We start from the raw sequence: 25,549 nt of genomic DNA, 5'->3' as shown, positions 1-25,549 counted from the left end.
TATGCCGTTCAATTCTCTTGAACGCATGCCGGTAAAACTGAGTATTCCAATTGTACTCAGCTGGGGGCTGATGCCGCTGGCCTATGCTGATGATACACCAGCCCTTCATCCGGTCAGTGCCCAGGCCTGTACCGGTCTGGAGTCAAATGCAGACCGGCTGGCGTGTTATGACGGGCTGTTCAGAACAGCTGCGACTCCAGGCACAGTGGAGGTTCCGGCACAGGCCATGCCTGAGTCGGCTACTGAACCTGAAACACTTAAGGCAAAAATCAGTCAGAAAGTGGAAAACTTATTTTCATCGGAAAGTTCTAAAATTGATCCGAACACTTCCTTGTTGGACAGGCGCTGGGAATTGTCTGCAGACAGTAAACTGGGCACATGGAATGTCCGTGCTCATCAGCCGGTGTATTTTATGCCTGTTTTCTGGACCAACAGTAAAAACGAGCTACCTCATAGCCCGAATCCTGTAAATACCGTCCCCGAGGACGAAAAACAGAACCTGAAATCGACCGAGGCCAAGTTTCAGATTTCCCTGAAAGCCAAGGCACTGGAAAATCTGTTTGGTGATAATGGTGATCTGTGGGTGGGCTATACGCAGTCTTCACGCTGGCAGGTATATAACGAAGATGAGTCACGGCCGTTCCGGGAAACCAATTATGAGCCTGAAGCGAGTCTGATGTTCAGGACCAATTATCGATTGCTGGGACTGGATGGGCATTTACTGGGGCTGACGCTGAATCATCAGTCCAATGGCCGTTCAGATCCATTATCACGCAGCTGGAATCGGGTCATGCTGAACCTGGGGTTCGAGCGCGGTAATTTTGCCCTGATGCTGCGTCCGTGGTATCGATTGGATGAAGATGAGAAGGACAATAATCCGGACATTACAAACTATATTGGACGTGGTGATCTGACGGCATTTTATCGCTGGAAGCAACATGATTTCAGTTTAATGTTGCGTCATTCCCTGAAAGGTGGGGATGATTCACATGGTGCAGCCCAGTTTGACTGGACCTTTCCGATTCATGGTAAATTACGCGGTCATTTCCAGTTGTTTGACGGTTATGGCGAAAGTCTGATTGATTATAACCATCGTGCCACTTATGTCGGTCTGGGTATTTCCCTGATGAACTGGTACTGACAGCGCGTACATTTTTTATGTGGCCGGATGGTCTGAATCATCCATCCGGCCATAGCAAATATAGCGTGTTGTATGAAAGTGCTGAGATCAGCCAATCTGTATTTCAGCCGCCGGATGCTTGACCCGGCTTTTTTTAGGGGTGGCAATCAGATAGGCTAGTGTCAGTGGACCAAGACGCCCTGCAAACATCAGTAAAATGAGTACAAACAGGCTTGCCGGATGCAAATTTTCGGTAATGCCCCTGGACAGACCGACGGTACAGGCTGCGGAAATGGTCTCAAATAATAAGTCAATAAAGTGTTTATCCGGTTCCAGGATCAGCAGCGCAAAGAATCCCAGTAAAATCAGCATAAACGTAATGGAAATAACCGCCAGTGCTTTAATGGTAATATGGTGTGGTACCGCATGTCTGAAAATGGTGAGTTCGTCCGAACGCCTGAGAAAGGTAATGACACTGAGTACCATGATAATAAAGGTACCGACCTTGATTCCACCGGCGGTACTCAATGAACCGCCACCAATGAACATCAGTACCATGGTGAGTAGCGTTGAGGCATTGCTCATGTCGCCGACCTCAACACTGTTAAAACCGGAAGAGCGGGGAACCGTGGCATGGAACCAGGCATTCAGAGCCTGATCTCCAAAGGACATGGGGGCAAGGGTCAGGGGATTGCTGGCTTCCAGTATCCAGATCACAATAAATGCAAACAGATTCAGACCGGCAATGGTGGATAAAATCAGCTTGCTGTTGGGTGTCAGTTTTCCCCAGCGTCTGGAGCGCTTGATATCCATAAGCACCACAAAACCGATTCCGCCGATAATGTACAGTATACTGATGGTAAAGGTCACCATATATTGATCTGAAAAGCTCATTAAGCTATTGGGAAATAAGGAAAACCCACCATTATTGAATGCAGAGACACTGTAAAATACTGCATAGAAAAAAGCATGACTGAAGTCATAGTGCTGCATCCAGGCAATGGTGAGAATGATGGTCCCGATACTCTCAAAAAACAGTGAATACAGGAAGACCCCCTTGACGGTAAAACTGGCCCTGGACAGACTGGTCTGGCCAATGGTTTCCTGTGCCATGATCTGCTGTTTTAAACCCAGTCTGGGGGAAAGGCTGAGCGCTGCAAGAATGGCAAAGGTCATAAAGCCCAGTCCACCACACTGGATCAGCACCATAATGACGATTTTGCCGAACAGGGTAAACGAGTCTCCGACATTGACCGTGGATAGCCCGGTAATGGTCACAGCAGAGGTTGCGGTAAACATGGCCTTGATCCAGGGCAGCTCCCCATGATGTGCAAAAGGCAGTTTGAGTAACAATGTTCCAATGATAATAAAGCTTAAAAAACCTAAGGCCAGCAGGCTTGGCGGGCTCAGATTGATACTGTTCTGCTTTTTGTTGATCAGCCCGGTGGTATGGATTTTCATATCTGCCCTGGCTTTATGAGAAGCGCATGGAAAGCTGTCTTAACACATCCACAGGCCCTTCGATAATTAAGATATCTTTTTCCTGCAAAATGGTGCCTGGTGCTATTTCATAGAGGACATGCGAACCACGCTGTAATAGCAGGGTTTTAATATCGTGGGTTTCTTCCATTATGGTCTGGTACTGGGCGCCCTGCAAACCGGAACTGATTTCCACTTTGACAATATAGCGCTCATTGTTCAGTGCCATATAGCGCCGGACCATCGGATAACTCAAAGACTGCGCAACCCGAATGCCCATGTCTTCTTCGGGATGAATGATTTTGCTGATGCCCAGGTGTGACAGAATCATATGATGTGCTCGGGATTTGGCTTTGGCCATGATTTTTTCCATGCCCAGGTTTTTTAAATGCAACACGCAGAGGATACTGGCTTCAATATCTTCACCGATGGCCACGACCGCAGCATCACAATTTTTAATATTCAGTTCATCCAGCACATGCTCATCGGTTGCATCGGCAATGACGGCATGACTGATCTGGTCAGCAAGATTTTCGACATTTCTTTTCACAGAGTCGATGCCAATCACATCATGATTCAGGTTGGTCAGCTCAAGCGCAACAGTTCCACCGAAACTGCCCAGTCCAATGACAGCAAAAAGTGCCATAATTTAAAAAATCCTTAAATGTTGATGTGGGTTTATTTTATAATCAAATAGGTGCAATAATTATGCAGCAAGAATCCGATATGGATTGATCCATTGATGTATTTTATATTTAAAGATAAATGCCGCCAATGTGTAAAGACATTTAAACTGTAAATAGCGGACTCAAACTGTAAAGAGACTTAAAAGCGCGATCCATTTGCAGCAACTGAACATGATCATACGCGGAAAACCTGCAATCGACCATGCAATGCAAAGCGCTTATACAATGAATGTCTGATTGTTGTGCAGATAGTATGTGCCGGGCGATTCTGCACGGATGAAGTCATAAATAATTCATGATTGATCTGAATAATAAAACAGTATCCGCAGCATAAAAACAGGTTGTTTCTGAATACATGACATGGAAGAAATGACATGGATGACAAGAAAATCTATCAGCTTTTGCAGCACTGGTTTCCGGCCTTAAAAGCACGGAAAATCCCCAAAAAGAAACATCGTCGGGATTATGAGATGTTTCTGGAGTGGCTGTACAATGAAAAAATGGATGATCCGCACAGTGGTTATCTGATGCATATCGACCAGCAGCAATATGTGGCAAATGGCCTGAGAAGTTGCGCTGTCTTACAGCAGCATGCGGTCAATATCGAAAAAATCCAGCAGCACGTGGAGCAGAGGGTTACACCATTATTTTCACATTATGAAAAATATCAGCAGGTTATTGGAAAGTATTACAGTTTACAGTGTCAGGTTTATGATATTGTCATGGAAGAAATTTTCAATGCTGTCAAATCGGTGGGACATGAAATGTTGTTGATTCATGCCGCAGAGTATTACTGGATGGCGATTCCTGAGGATGATGTAAAAATAGAGAAATTCTGTCGCTTATTTGAAAAACAATTTAAGGACTATGGAATCCGGATTGAACACTATCAGCTGTATGAGTGTTCAAGATCGACCTGATTGATAAGTCGATGTCCACCCGGATTTAAAACGCTCAGACATTATATGGCAAGTATTACCGTTATTTCTGCCAGGGTAAAAGCACAGTGAAAATCAGCTGGATGCGGGCAACAGGATTTTAAAAACCAGACTGGCAGTTTTTAAAAATCAGTAACTTTCCATGAGTAGGCTTATTACTTCAGAAAACGCCTGTAGCCGACATTATCTGAAATTTCGACATAGGGATAACTGATGGCTTCCAGGGTTTTGATCAGGCTGTCCGGATCCTGTCTGACATCTGTTGTTTCCAGGCCGACCAGTACACGACCTTCTGCCGCACCGTGGTTCCGGTAGTGAAACAGGGTAATGTTGTGAGCAGGCCCCAATCGTTCCAGGAAGGTCAGTAAGGCACCGGGGCGTTCGGGGAATTCCACCCGGAACAAACGTTCATTTTCAATATGTGCATGTCCGCCAATCAGGTAACGGATGTGTAATTTGGCGACTTCATCATCTGATAAATCATCCACGTCAAATTCAGGTTTCAGCAAATCATAAATTTCGTGACGTTCTTTTTCACCGTCTTTCAGGCTGATGCCGACAAAGACCTGTGCAGAATGATCACCGCTGGCCCGATAGTTGAATTCGGTGATGTTGCGGCCCTGTAAACTGCGGCAGAAATTCAGGAAGGAACCTTTGACCTCGGGAATGGTTACAGCAAAAATGGCTTCCCGCTGCTCGCCCAGTTCGGTGCGTTCGGCAATATAACGCAGACGGTCAAAGTTCATATTGGCACCACAGACGATGGACACGATATTTTTATCCGTCAGTTGATGTTCTTCCACATATTTTTTAATTCCGGCCAGTGCCAGCGCACCGGAAGGTTCAACAATGCTGCGGCATTCGTCGTAGGTATCCTTAATGGCTGCACAGATTTCGTCGGTATTGACCAGTACAACATCCGGTTCAACAATGGGACCGGACTGATCAGATTTTTGTAACTGGATCACTTCAAAGGGTTTTTCACCAATCTGTGCAACGGCAGTTCCATCGGCAAATAAACCGACATGTGGCAGTACAACCCGCTCATGATGTTCAAAAGCAGCTTTTAAACAGGCAGATTCATCATATTCAACCGGAATGACTCTGACATGGGGCGCCACTTCACCCAGGTAGGCTGCAACGCCGGCAATCAGGCCACCGCCGCCCACGGCTACAAAAACATATTCGATATCACGCCATTGCCGTAAAATTTCGTTGGCAATGGTGCCCTGGCCGGCAATGACCAGCTCATCGTCATAAGGTGGAATAAAAGTCAGCCCTTCATCTGCGGCCCGCTGGATGGCATATTTGTTGGCAATATCAAAGGAATCACCATGCAGGACCACTTCGCCGCCCAGACGTCTGACTGCCTGAATTTTAATATCCGGCGTGGTTTCAGGCATGACAATAATCGCCCGGATGCCCAGCTTCTGACCAGAAAGTGCCACGCCCTGAGCATGGTTGCCGGCTGAGGCGGTAATTACGCCACGCTGTAACTGAGATGCAGGTAACTGGCTGATGCGGTTATAGGCACCCCGGAGTTTAAAGGAAAAAACCGGCTGTAAGTCTTCACGTTTAAAGCGAATGTTATTATTTAATTTTTCACTGATTCGTGGTGCTGCTTCGAGTGGCGTTTCAATTGCAACGTCATAGACCGTTGCCTGTAATATTTGTCGAACCAGACGGGACAGCATGTTAATTTTCCATTCAACAGTTTAAAATAAGCGCTCATTGTAACAAACCCCCGCACATTTGCGTTTTAAAATTGCGCAAAATACCAAAAATAGTTGAGTGATGTCATGAGCCTATATGCAACCCAGGACGAGAAAAAGCAGGCCGCCGCCCAGGCTGCCCTGAAATATTTGCCGAAAGGGGGGGTTTTAGGGGTGGGAACCGGCAGTACGGTCAATTTCCTGATCGAACTCTTGCCGGAACTTCAGCTGGAGGCCGCTGTTGCAAGTTCTGATGCCACAGCACAGCGTCTGAAAAAACTGGGCATTGAGGTGGTGGATATGAACCACGTGGGTGGACTGGATGCCTATGTGGATGGTGCAGACGAAATTGACCGTCATATGCACATGATTAAGGGGGGCGGCGCAGCATTAACCCGGGAAAAAATTGTGGCTTCAATTTCAGGAAAATTTATCTGTATTGTGGATGATTCCAAATGGGTGGAACAGCTTGGTCGTGAATTTCCCTTACCTGTGGAAGTGATTCCGGTGGCACGTTCTGCGGTGGCCCGCAAGCTGGTCACACTGGGAGGCGATCCGGTTTATCGCGAAGGCGTGACCACGGATAATGGCAATGTGATTCTTGACGTGCATAATTTAAATATTCTGAATGCGCTGGAACTGGAAAAAACCATCAATGATATTCCGGGCGTGGTGACCAACGGTATTTTTGCAATCAACCCTGCAGATATTGCCATTGTGGCCACCCAACAAGGTATTGAAGAACGACGTGCAGTTTAAGCACGGATATTGCAGCGCTTGATGAGTTCAGCAGATTTACCGGAAATCAGGATTGTCCGGCATGTCCGGGCAACCCGGTTGCGTTTGCGTGTCGGACCTGACAGCATTCGTTTGACGGCACCGCTTTTCTGTACAAAAAAACAAATTCAGCAATTCATTGACCAGTCTGAACCATGGTTGCTGGAAACATGGCATCAGCAACAACAGAAACGTGATGCTCAGGACCGGGTTTTACCCGATGAATTGCATTTGTTTAATGTCAGCCAGCCGGTCAGCATTATTTACCAGACCCAGAAACAATGCTTTATTTTTGATGATCAGAAGTTGCAGCTCCAGATCAGCGACCGACAACCCGAACAGTATTTAAAAGCATTTGTGGTGGCTTATGCAAAGCATGAATTGCCGCTTTATCTGCAACAGCTGAGTAGGCAGCTTGGTTTGAAATTCGGCAAATGTGCAGTCCGGCAACCCAGAACCCGATGGGGCAGTTGCAGTGCAAGACATGACATTATGCTGAATAGTGCGCTGGTGCTTTTCCCTGAGGAGATTGCCCGCTATGTCTGTGTGCATGAACTGGCGCATACCCGATATTTTGACCATAGTTCCTGCTTCTGGGCCGAGGTTGAAAAGCATGATGTACATTACCGGCAGCATCGTAAAACACTTAAAACCAGCCCGGTGCCGTATTGGTGGCATTCAGAAAAATAAGCGCCGGACAATGTGTTGTTTCACTGGATGATCAATGACCCCTCCTTGCCGGCAGATGGGGGTGTGTCTCAATGGGGGCGGCGGAATCACGGCCATTTATGTCAGTGATGCAGAGGGCTATATCGATTGGGTATACACGCCGTCGGAAGAAGGCATTTATTTGTATCTGGTGGATGAGTTAAGTCATGGCCAAACTACCAACAGCACAGGCGAGCCTTCGAACCTCAACCATGAGTCCCATCCGGGTGGTGGCCATGGACACCACAGCCCTGGAGCCGCAGGGCAAGGCTTTGAAATCCGGCCGGAACCGTTTGGAAAACCTCAGACTTCCTGTCATACTCTACAGCTGTAAAATGGGAATTTTAAGTTTGAGGTAATGCACGTGATTACAGTGGGGATTGTCGGCGGTACAGGTTATACAGGCGTTGAATTACTGCGTCTTTTACTGCGGCATCCTGATGTGCAGATTAGTTTATTGACTTCACGTACTGAAGCCGGCAGACGTGTGGACGATATGTTCCCCAGTTTACGTGGTCAGACTGACCTTGAGTTTTCAGACCTGAATATTGAGCTGCTGAAAGCATGTGATATGGTGTTTTTTGCGACGCCACATGGTGTAGCCATGCAACATGCCCAGGCGCTGGTGGCAGCGAATACAAAAGTGATTGACCTGGCTGCTGACTTTCGTTTGCAGAACCTGCAACAGTTTGAAAAATGGTATGGCATGCCGCATGCCTGTCCGGAATTGTTAAAAGAGTCGGTCTATGGTTTGTCCGAGCTGAACCGTGAAAAAATAAAACAGGCCCGTGTGGTGGGGAATCCCGGTTGTTATCCGACCACGGTGCAGCTGGGTCTGGCGCCATTATTTAAACAGACTGAGTCCCTGGTTAAAGCTGAAAGTATCATTATTGATGCGAAATCCGGAGTGTCCGGTGCGGGGCGTAAAGCCAGCCTGAGCATGATCTATACTGAAAATGCTGATAATTTTAAAGCCTACGGGGTTTCCGGGCATCGTCATCATCCTGAAATGGTGGAAGCACTTGAGTATATTGCGGGGCAGCAGGGAATATTTGACCGCATTATTTTCCTGCCGCACCTGGTCCCCATGATCCGTGGCATGCTCAGCAGCATGTATATGGATTTAACCGATGCCGGTGAGGCAATGGACTTACAGCATCTGTATGAACAGTTCTATGCAGATGAGCAATTTGTGGATGTCATGCCGTCGGGCAGCTCGCCTGAGACACGCAGTGTGCGGGGAGCCAATCAGCTGCGTATTGCACTGCATAAACCCCGGCCGAACAAGCTGATTGTGCTGTCGGCACAGGACAACCTGGTCAAGGGCGCAGCCGGTCAGGCGGTGCAGAACATGAATCTGATGTTCGGTTTTGCCGAAGATTCAGGCCTGCAGGGCATTGGATTATTACCATAAGAAACGCTTTATTACTTCACACTTATTTAACTTTCGAGTTAAATGTAGGTTTTAATTCCATTAGTAATTAGAGATGACGATGCAAAATACAGAAACAGAGACTCCGTCACAGCGTACCGGCCTGGCAGAAAATGCATTTTTGAAACAGAATATGCCATTGCTGCTGGGTGGCGTGGTGCTGTGTGCAGGCAGTGTGTTGCTGGGCTATACCGTGGGGCATCGTCAGGGTTTGACCGTAGTGGGATATGATGCAGATGCAGAGCAGCTGGTGGACGTGGTCAAACAGCAGAAAACCAGTCTGGATACACTCAATAAAAGTTTAAATTCGGCAGTGCAGGAGCGGGATGTTGCGGTCAGTAATGCCAATGATATGTTGCAGGCATTGAATCAGACCAAATCTGAAAAAAACCAGATGGATGGCATGAGCAGCATATATCGTGAAATTTTAAGACAGCGCGGTGGCCTGAGTCTGACGGTTCAGAATCTGGCGGTCAAGTCACTGCCGGGTAATGCATTTGAATATCAGATCGATCTGGTTCAGGTCAGTCCTGGCAAGCGGCGTGCTTCAGGCAGTGCTGAACTGCGTCTGATCAGGGGAACGGAAGTGCTTGTGGTGCCTATGGAAGACCGTAATTTTAATTTTGATAACTTTGAGCGCCTGACTGGTCGGTGGACCATGCCCAAAGGTTTCAGTCCGCAGTTTATTGAGGTCAGATTAAATGGGGCTGTGTCTGTCATTAAGCGTTTCAGCTGGCAGCAGGGTAAGGCCATTGAAAACTCAGCCGCATTTGCCGCTGAAATACCACAAGCTGAGGCAAATGCACAATAAGGGCCTATGAATCTGAAATATATGCGCAGTAATAAACGTCAATTGAAGCTGAATGAAATTAAATCATCATTTCAGGAAACCGGATATATTGACTGGCATTTGAGTCCACGTGCAGGCAGTTCAGATCCTCAGGAAGAAACAGAGGGTACAGAGGGTGATATTGCGGTTCAGACAGCACCCCCTGAATTTAAGCGTCCACCGTTATATGTGGTCGTTTTATTGAACGATGACTATACGCCAATGGACTTCGTTATTGAAATTTTACAACAATACTTCGCATTGAACCTTGACCAGGCCACTCAAGTAATGCTAACAGTACATTATGAAGGTAAAGGTGTTGCGGGGGTTTATCCGAGAGACATTGCGGAAACCAAGGCAAACCAGGTCAATAATTATGCTCGGTCTCAGGGTCATCCATTACTTTGTCAGATTGAGCCAAAGGAATAAGGGGGTCTTATGCTCAGTCGTCAATTAGAAGTATCCTTACGTCTGGCTGTCAGTATGGCTCGTCAGAAGAGACATGAATTTCTGACTGTTGAACACTTATTACTGGCTTTGCTCGATAATGATTCTGCGGTCAATGCCCTGAAGGCATGCGGTGCAGACATTGTCAGTCTTAGAAAAGAACTGGAAGAATACGTAGAACAGCATTCACCTAAACTGGGTGAAAACAGTGATCAGGCGCCTCATCCGACTGAAAGTTTTGACCGGATTCTGCAGCGGGCCATCTTCCATGTTCAGTCCAGCGGTGGTGACCGTATGGTTGAGGGTGCCGATGTATTGGTGGCCATGTATTCCGAGCGTGATTCCTTTGCTGTTTACCTGCTGAAACGTCATCAGATTAATCGTCTGACGCTGACTCAATATTTATCACATGGCGCACATAAAGAAGAAATTCAGGTTGAAGAAGAGGTGGAAGACCTCGACGGTGAATCTGCGGCGTCATCCAATGCCGGTCCACTTGAGCTGTATACGCTGAATCTGAATGCTGAAGCACAGAAAGGAAAAACAGATCCGTTAATTGGCCGTGAAAAGGAAATAGAGCGCGCAGCGCAGATTTTATGCCGTCGCCGTAAAAATAATCCCTTACTGGTGGGTGACCCCGGTGTAGGTAAAACCTCAATTGCCGAAGGTCTGGCTTGGTTAATTGTCAATGGCAAGGCGCCAGGACCATTGTCTCATGCTGAAATTTTCAGTCTGGATATTGGTGCACTGGTGGCAGGAACCAAATATCGCGGTGACTTTGAAAAGCGCTTAAAGCAATTGCTGAATGCTCTGAAAAAGAAACCAGAGGCTGTTTTATTCATTGATGAGATTCACATGATCATTGGGGCCGGTTCCAGTATGGGCAGTACTATGGACGCCTCCAATCTGATTAAACCGGCATTGGCCAATGGCACATTGCGCTGCATAGGTTCAACCACTTTCCAGGAATACCGACAGGTATTTGAAAAGGATCATGCCTTGTCCCGACGATTCCAGAAAATTGATATCAATGAACCATCCATACCGGAAACCATTGATATTCTGCGTGGACTGAAATCGAAATTTGAAGAATTCCACCACGTGGAATATGAAGATAAAGCGCTGGTGTCTGCGGTGGAGTTGTCTGCTAAATTTATCAATGACCGTTTTTTGCCGGATAAGGCGATTGATGTGATTGATGAAGCCGGCGCACAGCGTCGTCTGAAAGTCGAGCAGGATAATAAACTGATTACCGTGGAAAATATTGAGGATATTATTTCCAAAATTGCACGGATTCCTTCCAAGACCGTGTCCAAGGATGATAAATCCGTGCTGGAGTACCTGGAGCGTGATTTAAAACGGGTCGTGTTCGGGCAGGATGAAGCCATCACTGCGCTTGCTTCGGCAATCAAATTATCCCGGGCGGGTCTGAAATCACCGGACAAGCCTGTGGGAAGTTTTGTGTTTGCAGGGCCTACCGGTGTCGGTAAGACTGAAGTCACCAAACAGCTGGCCAGACTGCTTGGGGTTGAACTGGTGCGGTTTGACATGTCCGAGTACATGGAGCGCCATGCCGTTTCACGTTTAATTGGTGCGCCTCCGGGTTATGTCGGTTATGATCAGGGTGGACTGCTGACGGACGCCATTCATAAAAATCCGCATTGTGTTTTATTGCTGGATGAAATTGAGAAAGCGCATGTCGATGTATTCAATCTGCTGCTGCAGGTGATGGATCATGGTTCATTAACTGATAATAATGGCCGTAAGTCTGATTTCCGTAATGTGATTATTGTACTGACTACTAATATTGGTGCGGAAAGTATTTCCCGGAACAGTATAGGCTTTACAGAGCAGGACAACAGCAATGACAACCAGGAAGCCATGAAACGTGCATTCTCGCCTGAGTTCCGCAACCGTCTGGATGGTGTGATTCAGTTTAAGGCATTGCCGGCTACCGTGATTGAATCTGTGGTGGATAAATTCCTGACAGAGTTGCAGGCACAACTGGATGAGAAAAAAGTGGTGCTTGAGGTGGATCAGAGTGCCCGTGACTGGATGTCTGAAAATGGTTATGACCGTCTGATGGGTGCCCGTCCAATGCAGCGCCTGATTCAGGAGCATCTGAAAAAACCGCTTGCCGAGATGATTCTGTTTGGTGAGTTGGCCGATCATGGCGGTAATGTCGCTGTTTCTGTGAAGAAAGAGAATGGCAAGGCAGTTGGACTGAAACTGGAAGTATTTGAAGACCAGACCGCTGAACCGGCCTGAATGACAGATTGAACGATAAAAGCTGAACGATGAAATAACCCGTGACCGCACGGGTTATTTTTTGCAGTTTTTACTGGAGTTGTATGGATATTCACATTACAAAAATCATCACTACATCGGGTCTTTTTTTTGTCACGGCTGTTGCAGAAATTCTGGGCTGTTATTTCCCATATCTGATTCTGAATCAGGGGCGGAGTCATTGGTTATGGATTCCGACCGTGTTCAGTCTTGCTGTATTTGTATGGTTACTGACATTGCATCCTGCTGCGTCCGGGCGTATTTATGCGGCCTATGGCGGCGTTTATATTTTTACGGCTCTCATGTGGCTACGACTGGTTGATCAGGTTGTCTTAAGTCGCTGGGACCTGATTGGCGGAATTATTGTGCTGACCGGTGCAGCAGTGATTATGCTGCAGCCCCAGGGTTTGATGCGTTAGTTTTTTTACAGGCTCATAAAAATAAGCACGCTGCGGTGCTTATTCTGACGCTGACCCTGTTCAGTGCTGATTTAAATTTGTATTGATTAAAAATTCAATCAGTGCTTTTTGTGCATGTAAGCGATTTTCGGCTTCGTCCCAGACCACGGCATTTTTATGATCAAGCATGTGTTCTGAAACCTCTTCACCACGATGCGCCGGCAGACAATGCATAAACAGGCAATCCGGATGGGCAAGATCCATTAATCTTTCATTGACCTGATAGGCGGAAAAAGCCTGTTCACGGACTTTCTGCTCCTGCTCCTGACCCATACTGGCCCATACGTCCGTAACAATCAGGTCTGCCTGAGTGGCGGCATCTTCTGCTGAGGCCACCAGTTCTGCACAATGCTCAAAGCCATTTAAAAACTCAGGTTTTGGTTCATAACCCGCTGGGGAGGCAATTTTCAGTTTAAAATCCCATAAATCGGCGGCTTCAATATAGGAATTGCACATATTATTGCCGTCACCGATCCATGCCACGCTTTTGCCTTTAATTGGACCGCGGTGTTCAACAAATGTCTGGATGTCGGCCAGCAGCTGACAGGGGTGGTGGTCATCGGTCAGCGCATTAATGACCGGGACACGGGAGTGCTCGGCAAAACGGGTGACAATGTCATGTCCAAAGGTGCGGATCATGACAATATCCAGCATGCTTGAGATGACACGGGCTGAATCTTCAATTGGTTCGCCGCGGCCCAGCTGGGTATCACGTGAGGAAAGGAAAATGGCGCTGCCGCCCAGCTGACTCATTCCGGCTTCAAAGGAAACCCGGGTGCGTGTGCTCGATTTTTCGAAGATCATTCCCATTACTTTGCCTGCAAAGGGCTGAAAAACTTCATTGCGATGCTGCATTTGCCTGAGTTCCTGCGCACGCATAATGATGTGATTCAGTTCTGATGCAGATAAGTCCCGTAAAGTAAGAAAATGTCGCAGAGTCATAGCTACTCCACAATAATTGCATATAGAGGCGATTAAACCGACTTGCAATACATTGCTGGCTGATTAAAAACAAAAAAGGACCGTCTAATATACTATAAGCGAATAAAAATGCAAAAACTAAATTTGCCGATGCCCATCCAGGAAGCGTTCAACGCAATATTGAATATATTCAATTATTTCCTGTTCTGAGAACTGCTGCTGCAGGCCCATGATAATCTGCCATTCAAAATTGCGGAGTATGCCAAAATACATCATGGCGGAATACATCGGATCAGGGCAAACGATCTGACCCTGTTCAGCGGTGCGGGACAGTGCACTGGCAATGGCTTGCTGAATCCGTTTGGGGCCCTGTTCATGCAGGTACAGAGCCACTTCCGGGTTTTTCTGAGACTGCTCAATCACCAGTCGCATAAAGGCGATATGCTCAGGGTCGGTAATATGCCGGGAAAAAGTAATCAGGGTGCTGGTGAGATAGCCTTTCAGCTGGTCTTTTCCGGGTTTAAAGGGAACACAGATGCCTTCCAGGAAAATTTCACGGCGATAATCACAGATTGCAGTGAATAATCCGACTTTGTTGCCAAAGTATTTATAGATGGAGGCTTTGGAACCACCGGCATGGTGGACAATATCGTCCAGTGAAACTGCGTCAAAACCGCGTTCAAGAAATAATGCATTTGCACTTAACAGAAGCGCAAGACGTCGTTCATGCCCACGTCGGGTCTGAGGTAAATCACAGCCTGGGGCTTCCAGTCCGGCTAAATCTTTATGCATGGGCTAATAAAACAGCAGATATTTTTTAACGGGCTTTAGTATAGCAAAATGGCCGGTGAAATTCTGTTTAAATTGCCGGGGCTGCTCAGAGTTCTTCCGCCGGTTGCGGTCAGGCTGTTTTGTCGGCCGGACTGCAACGTTCAGCGTATTTTATTGCAGTTAAATATATGAAATAAAAGCTTTGTAATTATTGATGAAAAAAGCCTGTTGAACTGGTCATATATTTCAACAGAAAAACTATGGGCGTGGGGCCATCTGGCAGTATACTCGGAGATTCTGATGAATCCAGTAAAGACCGTGGAAGGGAATATGACAGAACAAAGATCTGCAGGTTTAAGATTTAGACAGGCATTGACCGAAGAGAAGCCATTACAGATTATGGGCACAGTCAATGCCTATGCTGCCATGATGGCAAAACAGGTGGGGTATAAAGCCATTTATGTGTCCGGCGCGGGTGTTGCAAATTATTCCTATGGTCTGCCGGACTTGGGAATGACCAGCCTGGACAATGTGCTGGAAGATGTCAGTCGGATTACGGAGCGGGTGGATACGCCGCTGCTGGTGGATATAGATACCGGATGGGGTGGTGCATTCAATATTGCCCGGACCATTAAACGGATGATTCATGCAGGCGCAGCAGCGGTGCATATTGAAGATCAGGTCGCTCAGAAACGCTGTGGTCACAGACCGAATAAGGAGATTGTTCCGCAGCAGGAAATGGTGGATCGGATCAAGGCAGCAGTGGATGCGAAAACTGACCCGGATTTTATAGTGATGGCACGTACCGATGCCTTGCAGAAAGAAGGTTTGCAGGCTGTCATTGACCGGGCATGTGCCTGTGTGGAAGCCGGTGCAGATGCCATTTTTGCAGAAGCAATGACCGACATTACCATGTATAAAACGGTCTGTGATGCCGTTGGTGTACCGGTACTTGCCAATATTACGGAATTTGGTGATACGCCTTATTATACAGTGGATGAGCTGGGTGAGCAGGGGGTCAGTATGGTGTTATATCCATTATCTGCAACCCGTGCCATGCAAAAGGCAGCACTGGAGGTCATGCATTCCATCCGGCAACAGGGGACCCAGGTCGATGTACTGGATCGTATGCAGCAGCGGAAGGAACTTTACGAATTTCTCGACTATCATACGTTTGAAAATACCCTCGATAAGCTGTTTAAACAGGAGAATTAAAAATGGCTGAAGGAAAAGTACTCACAGGCGCAGGGTTGCGCGGTCAGGTTGCAGGCAAGACGGCATTGTCCACTGTCGGCAAAAGCGGTGCAGGATTGACTTATCGGGGTTATGACGTACAGGATCTGGCTGAAAACTGCCAGTTTGAGGAAGTTGCCTATTTAATTTTTTATGGTGAATTGCCTACTGTTGCACAGCTGCAGGCTTATAAGGCCCGACTCAGATCGCTGCGTACCTTGCCTCAGGCGCTGAAGGAAGTGCTGGAACGCATTCCGGCAGATTCACATCCGATGGATGTCATGCGTACAGGGGTCTCCATGCTGGGGAATCTGGAAACAGAACAGTCCTTTGCTGAACAGCAGGATGTGGCGGATCGTATTCTGGCGACATTGCCGGCCATCATCTGTTACTGGTATCGTTACAGCCATGATGGAGTGCGTATTGAAGAACATACCGATGACGACAGTATCGGCGCTCAATTTCTGCATTTACTGCATGGGAAAAAACCGGATCAACTGCATGAACAGGTCATGAATGTCTCACTGATTTTATATGCAGAACATGAGTTTAATGCATCCACCTTTACGGCACGGGTTTGTGCATCCACGTTGTCGGATATGCATTCCTGCATTGCCGGGGCGATTGGTTCATTGCGTGGTCCATTGCATGGTGGGGCCAATGAAGCTGCCATGGAAATGATTGAACACTGGACCGGCCCGGAGGAAGCTGAGCGCGAAATGATGGCGAAGCTTGAGCGTAAGGAAAAAATTATGGGCTTTGGGCACGCCATCTATAAAGACAATGATCCAAGGAATGGCATCATCAAAATCTGGTCAGGCCGTCTGGCTGAGCATGTGGGCGACAGTGTGCTTTATCCAGTGTCTGTGCGCTGTGAAGAAGTGATGTGGCGTGAGAAAAAATTGTTCTGTAATGCAGATTTCTTCCATGCCTCGGCGTATCATTTTATGGGCATTGCCACCAAACTGTTTACCCCGATTTTTGTAATGAGCCGGGTAACCGGTTGGGCTGCACATGTCATGGAACAGCGGGCGGATAATCGTATTATCCGTCCGAGTGCCGATTATATCGGTGCTGAACTGCGTAAGGTTGTACCGATTGAACAACGCAGCGCTGCTGCTGCCGGATAAAACTGTTCATCAATAAAGCCTCTCAACGGAGAGGCTTTATATGAATGCCGGCTTGAGACACATGATATTGACTGATCGTGACATTGTAAGGTCATAAAACCGGCACGGATTCAGAAGCTGATATTCACTCAGTCAGTGGATGTTTTGCTTTCGTCATCTTCATCATCATCGGTGGAGTCCAGTCCCAGTTCCTTCAGTTTGCGTGTCAGGGTATTACGCCCCCAGCCGAGCAGTTCAGCTGCATGACGCTTGCGCCCCCGGGTTTGTTGCAGTGCTGCGTTAATGAGCGTTGTTTCAAACATGGGTGTTGCTACGTCAAGCAGTTTCATTTCACCATTTTTAAGTTTCTGAATCGCCCATTGTCCCAGCAGATCATCCCAGTGATGTGGGGCAACCCGATCCAGTCCGGCTGGATGCTGCGCTGCATCTCCGGCTTTATGAATGGGAATCTGTTTGAGCTCTGCCGGTAAATCTTCCGGATACACCTCACGGCCGGTAATCATTACCGTCAGCCAGCGACAGGTGTTTTCCAGCTGGCGGACGTTACCGGGCCAAGGCAGTTGTTGCATGTATTCCTGGGTTTCGGGCCGCAGGATTTTGGGACTGACTCCCAGCTCTTTACCGGCACGGGCCAGAAAGTGCTGCGCCAGCATGGGGATGTCTTCAGAACGATGCGCCAGTTTGGGAATATGAATCCGGATGACGTTCAGACGGTGGTATAAATCTTCACGGAAGCGGCCGTCCTGGACCAGTTTTTCCAGATCCTGATGCGTTGCAGCGACAATCCGTACATCTACACGTACAGGAATATGCCCACCCACCCGATAGAATTCACCATCTGCCAGTACACGCAACAGTCGGGTCTGGGTTTCAAAAGGCATATCACCGATTTCATCCAGGAATAAAGTCCCGCCGTTGGCCTGTTCAAAACGACCCTGTCGCTGGGTATTGGCCCCGGTAAATGCGCCTTTTTCATGTCCAAACAGTTCAGTTTCAATCAGGTCTTTGGGGATGGCTGCCATGTTCAGCGCAATAAAGGGTTTGTTACCCCGGGGTGAATGGCGGTGCAGGGCATGGGCCACCAGTTCCTTACCAGTGCCTGATTCACCATTAATCAGCACGGTAATGTGCGATTGTGATAAGCGGCCAATAGCCCGGAATACTTCCTGCATGGCCGGGGATTCACCAATGATTTCAGCTGACTGGATGGGCTGAATTGATTTGGCTGATTCCTGCTGCTGCAGTTTGTTGATATGCATGATGGCCCGGTTGACCAATGCCAGGGCTTCATCAATATCAAAAGGTTTAGGCAAATATTCAAAGGCACCGGTCTGGTAACTGGATACGGCGGATTCCAGGTCTGAGTGTGCTGTCATAATAATGACCGGCAAATCCGGATAGTTGCTTTTTACTTTCCCCAGAAAGGTCAAACCATCAATGCCGGGCATGCGGATATCGGTCAGAATGACGTCCGGTGCATTGACTGCCAGCTCATCCAGTGCAGATTGTGCTTCTTCAAAACTGGTGACATCAAAGCCTTCTTCCCTGAATGTTTTTTCCAGCACCCAGCGCATTGCACGATCATCATCAATGACCCAGATTTTATTGTGTGACATGGTTTGACTCCCAGGGTAAATATAAGCTGAATACGGTTTTTCCTGCGATGGACTGACATTCAATCATTCCGTTATGCTGATGCATAATATTCTGAGCAATACTCAGGCCAAGACCGGTGCCTTTGGCACGTCCTGTCACCAGCGGATAAAATATTGATTCCATGATTTCTTCGGGAACGCCCGGTCCATTGTCTTCAATATCAATTCGGATGGCTGATTTATTCAATATGCTGTTAATGGTGACCAGGCGCTGAATACGGGTCCGCAGAATCAGCTCAGGCTGATGTTCTGTAAAAAATTCCTTATTTTCGGTCATGGCCTGTACGGCATTGACACTGATGTTGAGGATGACCTGGATCAGCTGATCACGGTCAGCTTTCAGTACATCGGGCAATGACAGGTCATAGTCCCGGGTAATTTTAATTTTCTTTTTGGTCTGATTGATAATCAGCGAGCGCACACGCTCCAGTGGTTCATGCACATTGACAGGCTCATAGCTTGGCAATTGCCTGGAACCGAGCATGGTATCTGCAAGATTCCTTAAACGATCCACTTCGCTGATAATAATGTCAGTAAATTCTTCATATTGCGGATCGCTTAAACTGCGGGCAAGCAGCTGAGTTGCGCCCCGGATGCCGCCCAGTGGATTTTTAATTTCATGGGCAACCCCACGGATCAACTGACGGGTGACCTGATGCTGTTGCAGTAAATTTTCTTCCTTTGAAATTTTCAGCATCCGGTCAATTGGATTGAGCTCAATCATCAATAAGGGTGGTGTGGTTTTTCCGGTATTCAGCTGAGAGGCACTGTAGTCAACATGAATGTCCTTAAAGTTGACATTAATAGTGGCTTCACGGCGGGTATAGGCCTGACCGTTCTTTAAAGTGTTCAATAAGGCGTCATGGGTCTTAAAATGGTCAGTGGGGGCATGCAGAATATTCATTACGGGCTGGCCCGAAGCCCGAAGCAGACTGATGTCAAATAATGTTTCACAGGACGAGTTCAGATAAAAAATATTTAAATCACTGTCGACCAATAGAATGGCAGTGGTCAAATTATCCACTAACAATCGGTAGTCGACAGTCGGGTATTGATCCATTAGTCGGAAGTTCCTGTATTAAAATAGCGCAATAACCGCTGCGCTTTATTTTCATGCTCACCCTTTTGCAGGAGTGATGGATTTAAATTGTTCTCATACAAAGCAAAATGTAAGCCAACTTTTCATATTCGTGCATATTTAATCGCGGCAGTTCATAAAGTGTGCAGTAACGGCGCTTATCTGGCAGATCAGAGATCATCAGTCTTACACAATACAGTATTTTTGATCCAAAATAGTGCATTTTTGTGTTTTGTGTATCTGTAGGTTACTTTTTGGTGCATCACGCAAAGAGTGATCACTGCACCTGTTTTTATATTCGGAAAAGACATACAATACGCGGAATCCAGTGGAGTGCAGGTTCATGAAATCCCCCAAAGTCGGTTTTGTATCTTTAGGTTGTCCTAAGGCATTGGTAGATTCCGAAAGAATTTTAACTCAGTTGAAGACTGAAGGTTATGATGTTGCATCCGATTATGATGGTGCTGATCTGGTGGTTGTCAATACCTGCGGTTTTATTGAATCTGCGGTACAGGAATCTCTCGATGCGATTGGCGAAGCCATGAGCGCCAATGGTCGGGTCATTGTTACCGGCTGCCTGGGCAAGGATGAAGCAAAAATCCGTCAGATGCACCCCAGTGTGCTAAAGGTGACCGGTGCTGCGGCTTATCAGGATGTGATGGAAGCGGTACATGAATATGTTCCGGCACCGCCAAAGCACAATCCTTTTGTTGACCTGGTTCCTGAACAGGGCATCCGTCTGACTCCGAAACATTATGCCTATTTAAAAATATCCGAAGGCTGTAATCACCGTTGTACGTTCTGCATTATTCCGAGTATGCGTGGTGACCTGGTTTCACGTCCTGTCGGCTCTGTGCTCAGTGAAGCGATGGCATTGAAAAAAGCCGGTGTCAGGGAAGTGCTGGTGATTTCACAGGACACTTCCGCTTATGGGGTGGATACAAAATATAAGCTGGATTTCTGGAATGGTCAGCCGGTTAAGACAAAATTTTATGATATGTGTGAAGCGCTGGGGCAGTTGGGCATCTGGGTGCGTCTGCACTATGTCTATCCGTACCCGCATGTGGATGCAGTCATTGACCTGATGGCACAGGGTAGAATACTGCCTTACCTGGATATTCCTTTCCAGCACGCCAGTCCGCGCATTCTGAAACTGATGAAGCGACCAGCCCATAGTGAAAACACCCTCGAGCGTCTGAAATCATGGCGTGAAAAATGTCCTGACCTGGTGATTCGCTCCACGTTTGTGGTGGGTTTTCCTGGTGAAACCGAAGAAGATTTTGAATTATTACTGGACTGGCTGAAACAGGCACAGTTGGATCGTGTGGGTTGTTTTACCTATTCCCCGGTTGAAGGGGCAACTGCCAATGACTTGCCGGATCATGTGCCGGAAGAGATTAAACAGGATCGCTATGAGCGGTTTATGCAGGTTCAGCAGCAGATCTCATCGGCGAAGTTGCAGCAACGCATCGGGCAGAGCATGACTGTACTGGTGGATGATCTTGAAGACGAATATCCGGTTGCGGTGGCACGTTCCTATGCAGATGCCCCGGAAATTGACGGCAATGTCTTTGTTGAAGATATTGATAAAAACCTGATTAAAGCCGGTGATTTGCTGGAAGTGGAAATTATCGATGCGGATGAATATGATTTATTTGCCAGATTAATAAAAATCAAATCGGCATAATGGATCATCGGGTGAACAGCAATAAAATTTTAGTGATTGAACAGTATTGGAGCGCTTAAAATGTCAGATTCAAAAAATCCGCGTTATTCACGCATTTTGCTGAAACTTTCAGGTGAGGCACTGGCTGGCAATAAAGACATGGGTATTGATGCAACAGTACTGGACCAGATGTCACTGGCCATTGCGCATCTGGTTGGACTGGGCGTACAGGTCGGGATTGTGGTCGGTGGTGGTAATTTATACCGTGGCAGCCAGCTGCAGAAGGAAGGCCTGGTTGGACGTGTGACCGGTGACCAGATGGGCATGCTTGCAACCGTTATGAATGGCCTGGCCATGCGTGATGCCCTGGTGCGTCGTAACATCAAAACCCGTTTGATGTCTGCGCTGTCCATTGGCACCGTGGTGGAATCCTATTCCAGTCGTGATGCCATCCGGCATTTATCCCAGGGCGAAGTCTGCGTATTTGTAGCGGGAACCGGCAACCCATTTTTCACCACCGATACTGCGGCCTGTCTGCGGGGTATTGAAGTTGAAGCGGATCTGATTCTTAAGGCAACCAAAGTGGATGGCGTCTATAATAAGGATCCGGGTAAATATGATGATGCTGTCAAATATGATTATCTGACCTTTGACCAGATACTCGATGAAAAACTTGGTGTGATGGATCTGACGGCAATCTGTCTGTGCCGTGACCACAATGTACCGTTGCAGGTGTTCGATATGAATAAATCCGGTGCATTGCTTTCCGTGGTTATGGGCGAGAAAGAAGGCACACATGTGACAAACTGATATACCTCAGCCTGAAAGCTCTTTATACTACTAAACCTTAAGTTACACCCATTGAATAAATAAGTAAGGAAGATCATATGATTAACGATCTTAAGAAAGACAGTGAAGCGCGTATGCAGAAAAGTCTGGACTCCCTGGAACAGGGTTTTGCCAAGGTCCGTACAGGCCGTGCGCATCCATCCATTTTAAATGGTGTGATGGTTCCTTACTATGGTTCTGATGTTCCGCTGAATCAGGTGGCAAGTGTCGGTGTTGAAGATTCACGTACGCTGATTGTCCAGCCATTTGAACGGACAATGGTGTCCGCCATTGATAAGGCAATCCGTGAAAGTGATCTGGGACTGAATCCGATCAGCGCTGATGCCATTCGTGTACCGATGCCGGCATTAACAGAAGAAACCCGTCGTGACATGCAGAAAGTTGCGCGCAATGAAGCCGAAAACGCCAAAGTGGCAATCCGCAACATTCGTCGTGATGTATTGGGTGACGTCAAGTCTTTGTTGAAGGACAAGGAAATTTCTGAAGATGATGAGCGTCGTGCAAGTGATGACATTCAGAAAATCACTGACAAATATGTTGCTGAGGTGGACAAGCGACTTGCTGCAAAAGAAGCTGAATTGATGAAGGTCTGATATTCGATGCCCGGCACTGAAGAACATCTTCTTCCTCAACATGTTGCCATTATCATGGATGGCAACAATCGTTTTGCAAAAAAGAAACAGCTGCAAAAGGGTGCTGGACACCGTGAAGGCAAAAATGTACTGGATCCCATTGTGGAGCACTGCCGTAATGTCGGTGTCCGGGCACTCACTGTATTTGCATTTTCAAGTGAAAACTGGAGCCGGCCGCAAAGTGAAGTGGACCTGCTGATGGCATTGCTTGAAGAAGCCATTCATGAACAGATTCAGCGTATGGAGCAATATGAAATCTCACTGCGTTTTATTGGTGATCGCAGCCGGCTTTCTTCAGCACTCAGGGATTTGATGTTGCATGCAGAACAAAGGACTGCTAAGTTCAGTCAGATGACGCTGACCATTGCAATCAGTTATGGTGGTATGTGGGATATTGCGGATACCGCAAAAAAACTGGCACAACAGGTCAGGGATCAGCAGCTGGATCTGGAGCGGATTGATGCACAATTGTTTGGTCGTGAAATCAGTTTGGGGGATCTGCCACCAGTCGATCTTTTAATACGCACCGGGGGAGATTATCGTCTGTCTAATTTTTTATTGTGGCAGGCGGCGTATGCAGAATTATATTTCAGCCAGACTTTATGGCCTGAGTTTACCGTCCAGGAACTTGAACATGCCTTTAATGTTTTCTCGGGACGTGAGAGGCGCTTTGGTAAAACCTCAGAGCAAATTCAACAAGAGAATACAGAGAACGACTAAATGTTAGAGCGGATAATTACCGCATTGATTCTGGTGGCTGTGGTACTGAGCTGTATGTTTGCTACAACGTCACAATATCCAATGTTAGTTTTAATGATTATCGCAGCTGGGGTGGCAGGTTATGAGTGGTGTAAGCTCATGCCCCGTCATTCTGACAGCATCAATAAAATAAAAGCGATCGGTTTTGGTTTAATAACCGCCCTGTTTTCGGGAATGGCCCTTCATTTCAGTGACCTGGCACTGCTGTTGTGGAGTGCTTCCATATTGACCTGGCTGTTCAGTATTTACTGGGTCAGATCCTATCCTGAATACGACGGCTGGTATAATGTCACCTTAAATATGATTGGCCTGGTATTGATCAGTGCTTCAGTGACTGCCATTTTTGAAGTGTGGAACAGTTCACCGTGGTGGTTGATGTATTTGTTTTTGCTGGTCTGGGGGGCAGACAGCGGTGCTTATTTTGTGGGGCGAAAATTTGGGAAGCACAAACTGGCTCCGGATGTCAGCCCGAATAAATCGATAGAAGGCCTGATTGGCGGGGTAATCACGGTTGCTGTTATTATTGTGATTGTTCAATGTGTTTATTTGCATTTAACGCTTGCACAACATATTCTTTTTCTGATTTTGTCTATCGTGACGGTGTTCAGTTCAGTATTGGGTGATCTGTTTGAGTCAATGGTGAAACGCCGTGCCGGTATGAAGGATTCAGGTCGTATTTTGCCGGGACATGGCGGTGTGCTGGACAGAATTGACTCATTACTGGCAGCTGCGCCTATTTTTGCAGCGGGTATGTACGTCTTAAAACTTATTGGTGTAGATCTGTAAATGACGCAATCTGTCTGTATATTGGGTGTAACGGGTTCCATTGGTCGAAGTACGTTAAAAATTCTGGAACAACATCCTGAAAAATATTCAGTTTTTGCCATTGCGGCATATAGTCGTATCCAGGAACTGGTGGAAATATGCAAACAATATCATCCCCGCTATGTGGTGGTTCCTTCAGCCAGGGCGGATGAGCTGGCTCAGCTGCTGAAAGCACAAAATATTCAGGATATTGAAATTTTAACGGATCAGGCCGGATTGATTGCCGTGGCTGAACATCCGGATGTGGATGTAGTCATGGCCGCCATTGTTGGTGCAGCAGGGCTTTTGCCGACGCTGGCGGCTGTACGTGCCGGGAAGCGGGTGTTGCTGGCGAACAAGGAAGCACTGGTGATGTCCGGTGACATCATGATGCAGGCTGCAAAAGATCATGGGGCGTTATTGCTGCCGGTTGATTCTGAACACAATGCAATTTTTCAGTGTCTGCCTGAGGATTATCTGCAGATTGAAAAGAAGGGTGAGCCGGAATCCGGTGTGGCGCAGATTTTACTGACGGCATCCGGTGGTCCGTTTCTGAATTACTCCATGGAACAGTTGAAAACCGTCACGCCAGTTCAGGCATGCCAGCATCCCAATTGGTCGATGGGACAGAAAATTTCGGTTGATTCTGCCACTCTGATGAATAAAGGGCTGGAATTGATTGAAGCATGTCATTTATTTTCAATTAAAGAACATTTTGTTACAGTTGTGGTTCATCCACAAAGTATCATTCATTCCATGGTTCAGTATGTGGATGGTTCAACTTTGGCTCAAATGGGTAATCCAGACATGTGTACGCCAATTGCACATGCATTGGCGTGGCCTGAACGTATTCACACGCATGTGCCGCCGTTAAATCCATTCATTCATTCAAGACTGGATTTTCAGGAACCTGATCTGATCCGTTTTCCTGCATTGAAACTGGCTCGTCAGGCGATGCAGGCCGGTGGGTTGGCGCCGGCGATTCTCAATGCAGCCAATGAAATGGCTGTCGCTGCATTTTTACAGGATAAAGTCAGCTTTCTGGAAATCTCACAAATAGTTGAACATAGCCTGAATCAGGTTCAAAATGGTCCGGCGGAGTCCATCGAACTGATTCTGCAAACAGACCGGCTTGCACGGCAAGTTGCTTCACAGCGCATAATGCAATTGGAAAGCTGA

At 47.1% G+C, this 25,549-nt stretch carries 25 protein-coding genes; 18 read left to right on the top strand and 7 right to left on the bottom strand.

Annotation, left to right across the window (positions count from 1 at the left end; genetic code table 11):
• The first annotated feature begins 1 nt into the window (after nt 1).
• Nucleotides 2-1,141 (top strand): phospholipase A, encoded by a 1,140-nt coding sequence (locus tag ACT6PV_RS08795; RefSeq protein WP_445116009.1) that lies wholly within the window; start codon nt 2-4, stop codon nt 1,139-1,141.
• Nucleotides 1,142-1,228: 87 nt separating this feature from the next.
• Here the strand turns inward: ACT6PV_RS08795 and ACT6PV_RS08790 are convergent, their stop codons facing one another.
• Nucleotides 1,229-2,581 (bottom strand): TrkH family potassium uptake protein, encoded by a 1,353-nt coding sequence (locus ACT6PV_RS08790; RefSeq protein WP_445116008.1) that lies wholly within the window; start codon nt 2,579-2,581, stop codon nt 1,229-1,231.
• Between the two features lie 13 nt (nt 2,582-2,594).
• A complete protein-coding gene (locus tag ACT6PV_RS08785; RefSeq protein WP_445116007.1) occupies nt 2,595-3,245 on the bottom strand; it encodes a potassium channel family protein in 651 nt (216 codons plus the stop codon).
• 414 nt (nt 3,246-3,659) lie between these two features.
• On the opposite strand from ACT6PV_RS08785, the gene ACT6PV_RS08780 reads away from it, so the two are divergent.
• Nucleotides 3,660-4,205 (top strand): hypothetical protein, encoded by a 546-nt coding sequence (locus ACT6PV_RS08780; RefSeq protein ID WP_445116006.1) that lies wholly within the window; start codon nt 3,660-3,662, stop codon nt 4,203-4,205.
• Between the two features lie 173 nt (nt 4,206-4,378).
• Here ACT6PV_RS08780 and ilvA read toward each other — a convergent pair whose 3' ends face one another.
• Complete coding sequence (ilvA, locus tag ACT6PV_RS08775) at nt 4,379-5,917, bottom strand: threonine ammonia-lyase, biosynthetic (protein ID WP_445116005.1); 1,539 nt, start codon at nt 5,915-5,917, stop codon at nt 4,379-4,381.
• A gap of 105 nt (nt 5,918-6,022) precedes the next feature.
• Here ilvA and rpiA point away from each other — a divergent pair, with 105 nt between their 5' ends.
• From rpiA to ACT6PV_RS08735, 8 genes are all read left to right on the top strand, one after another.
• Complete coding sequence (rpiA, locus tag ACT6PV_RS08770; protein ID WP_445116004.1) at nt 6,023-6,694, top strand: ribose-5-phosphate isomerase RpiA; 672 nt, start codon at nt 6,023-6,025, stop codon at nt 6,692-6,694.
• A gap of 21 nt (nt 6,695-6,715) precedes the next feature.
• On the top strand, nt 6,716-7,402 hold the full coding sequence (locus ACT6PV_RS08765) for a M48 family metallopeptidase (RefSeq protein WP_445116003.1): 687 nt from the start codon (nt 6,716-6,718) through the stop codon (nt 7,400-7,402).
• 34 nt (nt 7,403-7,436) lie between these two features.
• Nucleotides 7,437-7,754 (top strand): hypothetical protein, encoded by a 318-nt coding sequence (locus ACT6PV_RS08760; RefSeq protein ID WP_445116002.1) that lies wholly within the window; start codon nt 7,437-7,439, stop codon nt 7,752-7,754.
• 24 nt (nt 7,755-7,778) lie between these two features.
• Complete coding sequence (argC, locus tag ACT6PV_RS08755; protein ID WP_445116001.1) at nt 7,779-8,834, top strand: N-acetyl-gamma-glutamyl-phosphate reductase; 1,056 nt, start codon at nt 7,779-7,781, stop codon at nt 8,832-8,834.
• Nucleotides 8,835-8,913: 79 nt separating this feature from the next.
• Nucleotides 8,914-9,663, top strand: a complete 750-nt coding sequence (locus tag ACT6PV_RS08750) for a DUF6776 family protein (RefSeq protein ID WP_445116000.1) — start codon at nt 8,914-8,916, stop codon at nt 9,661-9,663.
• Nucleotides 9,664-9,684: 21 nt separating this feature from the next.
• Nucleotides 9,685-10,110 carry an ATP-dependent Clp protease adapter ClpS gene (clpS, locus tag ACT6PV_RS08745; protein ID WP_445115999.1) on the top strand — a complete coding sequence of 142 codons (426 nt, stop codon included), beginning with the start codon at nt 9,685-9,687 and terminating at the stop codon, nt 10,108-10,110.
• Between the two features lie 9 nt (nt 10,111-10,119).
• Nucleotides 10,120-12,396, top strand: coding sequence for an ATP-dependent Clp protease ATP-binding subunit ClpA (gene clpA, locus ACT6PV_RS08740; protein ID WP_445115998.1), 2,277 nt, complete (start codon nt 10,120-10,122; stop codon nt 12,394-12,396).
• An 83-nt stretch (nt 12,397-12,479) separates the two neighbouring features.
• Nucleotides 12,480-12,833 carry a YnfA family protein gene (locus ACT6PV_RS08735; RefSeq protein ID WP_445115997.1) on the top strand — a complete coding sequence of 118 codons (354 nt, stop codon included), beginning with the start codon at nt 12,480-12,482 and terminating at the stop codon, nt 12,831-12,833.
• A gap of 60 nt (nt 12,834-12,893) precedes the next feature.
• Here the strand turns inward: ACT6PV_RS08735 and argF are convergent, their stop codons facing one another.
• Together argF and ACT6PV_RS08725 are read right to left on the bottom strand one after the other, a co-directional pair.
• Nucleotides 12,894-13,814 carry an ornithine carbamoyltransferase gene (gene argF, locus ACT6PV_RS08730; protein ID WP_445115996.1) on the bottom strand — a complete coding sequence of 307 codons (921 nt, stop codon included), beginning with the start codon at nt 13,812-13,814 and terminating at the stop codon, nt 12,894-12,896.
• A 117-nt stretch (nt 13,815-13,931) separates the two neighbouring features.
• Complete coding sequence (locus tag ACT6PV_RS08725; RefSeq protein WP_445115995.1) at nt 13,932-14,585, bottom strand: TetR/AcrR family transcriptional regulator; 654 nt, start codon at nt 14,583-14,585, stop codon at nt 13,932-13,934.
• Nucleotides 14,586-14,894: 309 nt separating this feature from the next.
• Here ACT6PV_RS08725 and prpB point away from each other — a divergent pair, with 309 nt between their 5' ends.
• Entirely contained in the window at nt 14,895-15,779 is an 885-nt protein-coding gene (prpB, locus tag ACT6PV_RS08720; protein ID WP_445115994.1) for a methylisocitrate lyase, read from the top strand.
• A 2-nt stretch (nt 15,780-15,781) separates the two neighbouring features.
• Nucleotides 15,782-16,927, top strand: a complete 1,146-nt coding sequence (prpC, locus tag ACT6PV_RS08715) for a bifunctional 2-methylcitrate synthase/citrate synthase (RefSeq protein ID WP_445115993.1) — start codon at nt 15,782-15,784, stop codon at nt 16,925-16,927.
• A 128-nt stretch (nt 16,928-17,055) separates the two neighbouring features.
• Here prpC and glnG read toward each other — a convergent pair whose 3' ends face one another.
• Entirely contained in the window at nt 17,056-18,543 is a 1,488-nt protein-coding gene (gene glnG, locus ACT6PV_RS08710) for a nitrogen regulation protein NR(I) (RefSeq protein WP_445115992.1), read from the bottom strand.
• A complete protein-coding gene (gene glnL, locus ACT6PV_RS08705; protein ID WP_445115991.1) occupies nt 18,530-19,642 on the bottom strand; it encodes a nitrogen regulation protein NR(II) in 1,113 nt (370 codons plus the stop codon). Before glnL ends, glnG begins: the two co-directional genes overlap by 14 nt.
• Before the next feature lie 361 nt (nt 19,643-20,003).
• Between glnL and rimO the strand changes: the two genes are divergently transcribed.
• From rimO to ispC, 6 genes are all read left to right on the top strand, one after another.
• On the top strand, nt 20,004-21,347 hold the full coding sequence (gene rimO / locus ACT6PV_RS08700) for a 30S ribosomal protein S12 methylthiotransferase RimO (RefSeq protein WP_445115990.1): 1,344 nt from the start codon (nt 20,004-20,006) through the stop codon (nt 21,345-21,347).
• Nucleotides 21,348-21,407: 60 nt separating this feature from the next.
• Nucleotides 21,408-22,136 (top strand): UMP kinase, encoded by a 729-nt coding sequence (pyrH, locus tag ACT6PV_RS08695; RefSeq protein ID WP_445115989.1) that lies wholly within the window; start codon nt 21,408-21,410, stop codon nt 22,134-22,136.
• A gap of 77 nt (nt 22,137-22,213) precedes the next feature.
• A complete protein-coding gene (gene frr / locus ACT6PV_RS08690; protein WP_445115988.1) occupies nt 22,214-22,768 on the top strand; it encodes a ribosome recycling factor in 555 nt (184 codons plus the stop codon).
• Nucleotides 22,769-22,774: 6 nt separating this feature from the next.
• Nucleotides 22,775-23,527 (top strand): polyprenyl diphosphate synthase, encoded by a 753-nt coding sequence (uppS, locus tag ACT6PV_RS08685; RefSeq protein ID WP_445115987.1) that lies wholly within the window; start codon nt 22,775-22,777, stop codon nt 23,525-23,527.
• Complete coding sequence (locus ACT6PV_RS08680) at nt 23,528-24,352, top strand: phosphatidate cytidylyltransferase (protein WP_445115986.1); 825 nt, start codon at nt 23,528-23,530, stop codon at nt 24,350-24,352.
• A complete protein-coding gene (gene ispC / locus ACT6PV_RS08675) occupies nt 24,353-25,549 on the top strand; it encodes a 1-deoxy-D-xylulose-5-phosphate reductoisomerase (RefSeq protein ID WP_445115985.1) in 1,197 nt (398 codons plus the stop codon).

It is taken from the genome of Acinetobacter sp. WZC-1 (assembly GCF_052544965.1).
The sequence above is the reverse complement of the archived record's forward strand: the minus strand, read 5'-3'. Positions and strand labels throughout refer to the sequence as shown.

Coding starts and splice junctions, on each gene's coding strand:
- ispC (WP_445115985.1), top strand. CDS start 24,353: ATGACGCAATCTGTCTGTATATTGGGTGTAACGGGTTCCATTGGTCGA.
- rimO (WP_445115990.1), top strand. CDS start 20,004: ATGAAATCCCCCAAAGTCGGTTTTGTATCTTTAGGTTGTCCTAAGGCA.
- argC (WP_445116001.1), top strand. CDS start 7,779: ATGCACGTGATTACAGTGGGGATTGTCGGCGGTACAGGTTATACAGGC.
- ACT6PV_RS08725 (WP_445115995.1), bottom strand. CDS start 14,585: ATGCATAAAGATTTAGCCGGACTGGAAGCCCCAGGCTGTGATTTACCT.
- argF (WP_445115996.1), bottom strand. CDS start 13,814: ATGACTCTGCGACATTTTCTTACTTTACGGGACTTATCTGCATCAGAA.
- ACT6PV_RS08680 (WP_445115986.1), top strand. CDS start 23,528: ATGTTAGAGCGGATAATTACCGCATTGATTCTGGTGGCTGTGGTACTG.
- ilvA (WP_445116005.1), bottom strand. CDS start 5,917: ATGCTGTCCCGTCTGGTTCGACAAATATTACAGGCAACGGTCTATGAC.
- ACT6PV_RS08735 (WP_445115997.1), top strand. CDS start 12,480: ATGGATATTCACATTACAAAAATCATCACTACATCGGGTCTTTTTTTT.
- ACT6PV_RS08790 (WP_445116008.1), bottom strand. CDS start 2,581: ATGAAAATCCATACCACCGGGCTGATCAACAAAAAGCAGAACAGTATC.
- prpB (WP_445115994.1), top strand. CDS start 14,895: ATGACAGAACAAAGATCTGCAGGTTTAAGATTTAGACAGGCATTGACC.
- prpC (WP_445115993.1), top strand. CDS start 15,782: ATGGCTGAAGGAAAAGTACTCACAGGCGCAGGGTTGCGCGGTCAGGTT.
- ACT6PV_RS08780 (WP_445116006.1), top strand. CDS start 3,660: ATGGATGACAAGAAAATCTATCAGCTTTTGCAGCACTGGTTTCCGGCC.
- ACT6PV_RS08795 (WP_445116009.1), top strand. CDS start 2: ATGCCGTTCAATTCTCTTGAACGCATGCCGGTAAAACTGAGTATTCCA.
- ACT6PV_RS08760 (WP_445116002.1), top strand. CDS start 7,437: ATGACCCCTCCTTGCCGGCAGATGGGGGTGTGTCTCAATGGGGGCGGC.
- uppS (WP_445115987.1), top strand. CDS start 22,775: ATGCCCGGCACTGAAGAACATCTTCTTCCTCAACATGTTGCCATTATC.
- ACT6PV_RS08785 (WP_445116007.1), bottom strand. CDS start 3,245: ATGGCACTTTTTGCTGTCATTGGACTGGGCAGTTTCGGTGGAACTGTT.
- frr (WP_445115988.1), top strand. CDS start 22,214: ATGATTAACGATCTTAAGAAAGACAGTGAAGCGCGTATGCAGAAAAGT.
- rpiA (WP_445116004.1), top strand. CDS start 6,023: ATGAGCCTATATGCAACCCAGGACGAGAAAAAGCAGGCCGCCGCCCAG.
- clpA (WP_445115998.1), top strand. CDS start 10,120: ATGCTCAGTCGTCAATTAGAAGTATCCTTACGTCTGGCTGTCAGTATG.
- glnG (WP_445115992.1), bottom strand. CDS start 18,543: ATGTCACACAATAAAATCTGGGTCATTGATGATGATCGTGCAATGCGC.
- glnL (WP_445115991.1), bottom strand. CDS start 19,642: ATGGATCAATACCCGACTGTCGACTACCGATTGTTAGTGGATAATTTG.
- pyrH (WP_445115989.1), top strand. CDS start 21,408: ATGTCAGATTCAAAAAATCCGCGTTATTCACGCATTTTGCTGAAACTT.
- ACT6PV_RS08750 (WP_445116000.1), top strand. CDS start 8,914: ATGCAAAATACAGAAACAGAGACTCCGTCACAGCGTACCGGCCTGGCA.
- clpS (WP_445115999.1), top strand. CDS start 9,685: ATGCGCAGTAATAAACGTCAATTGAAGCTGAATGAAATTAAATCATCA.
- ACT6PV_RS08765 (WP_445116003.1), top strand. CDS start 6,716: ATGAGTTCAGCAGATTTACCGGAAATCAGGATTGTCCGGCATGTCCGG.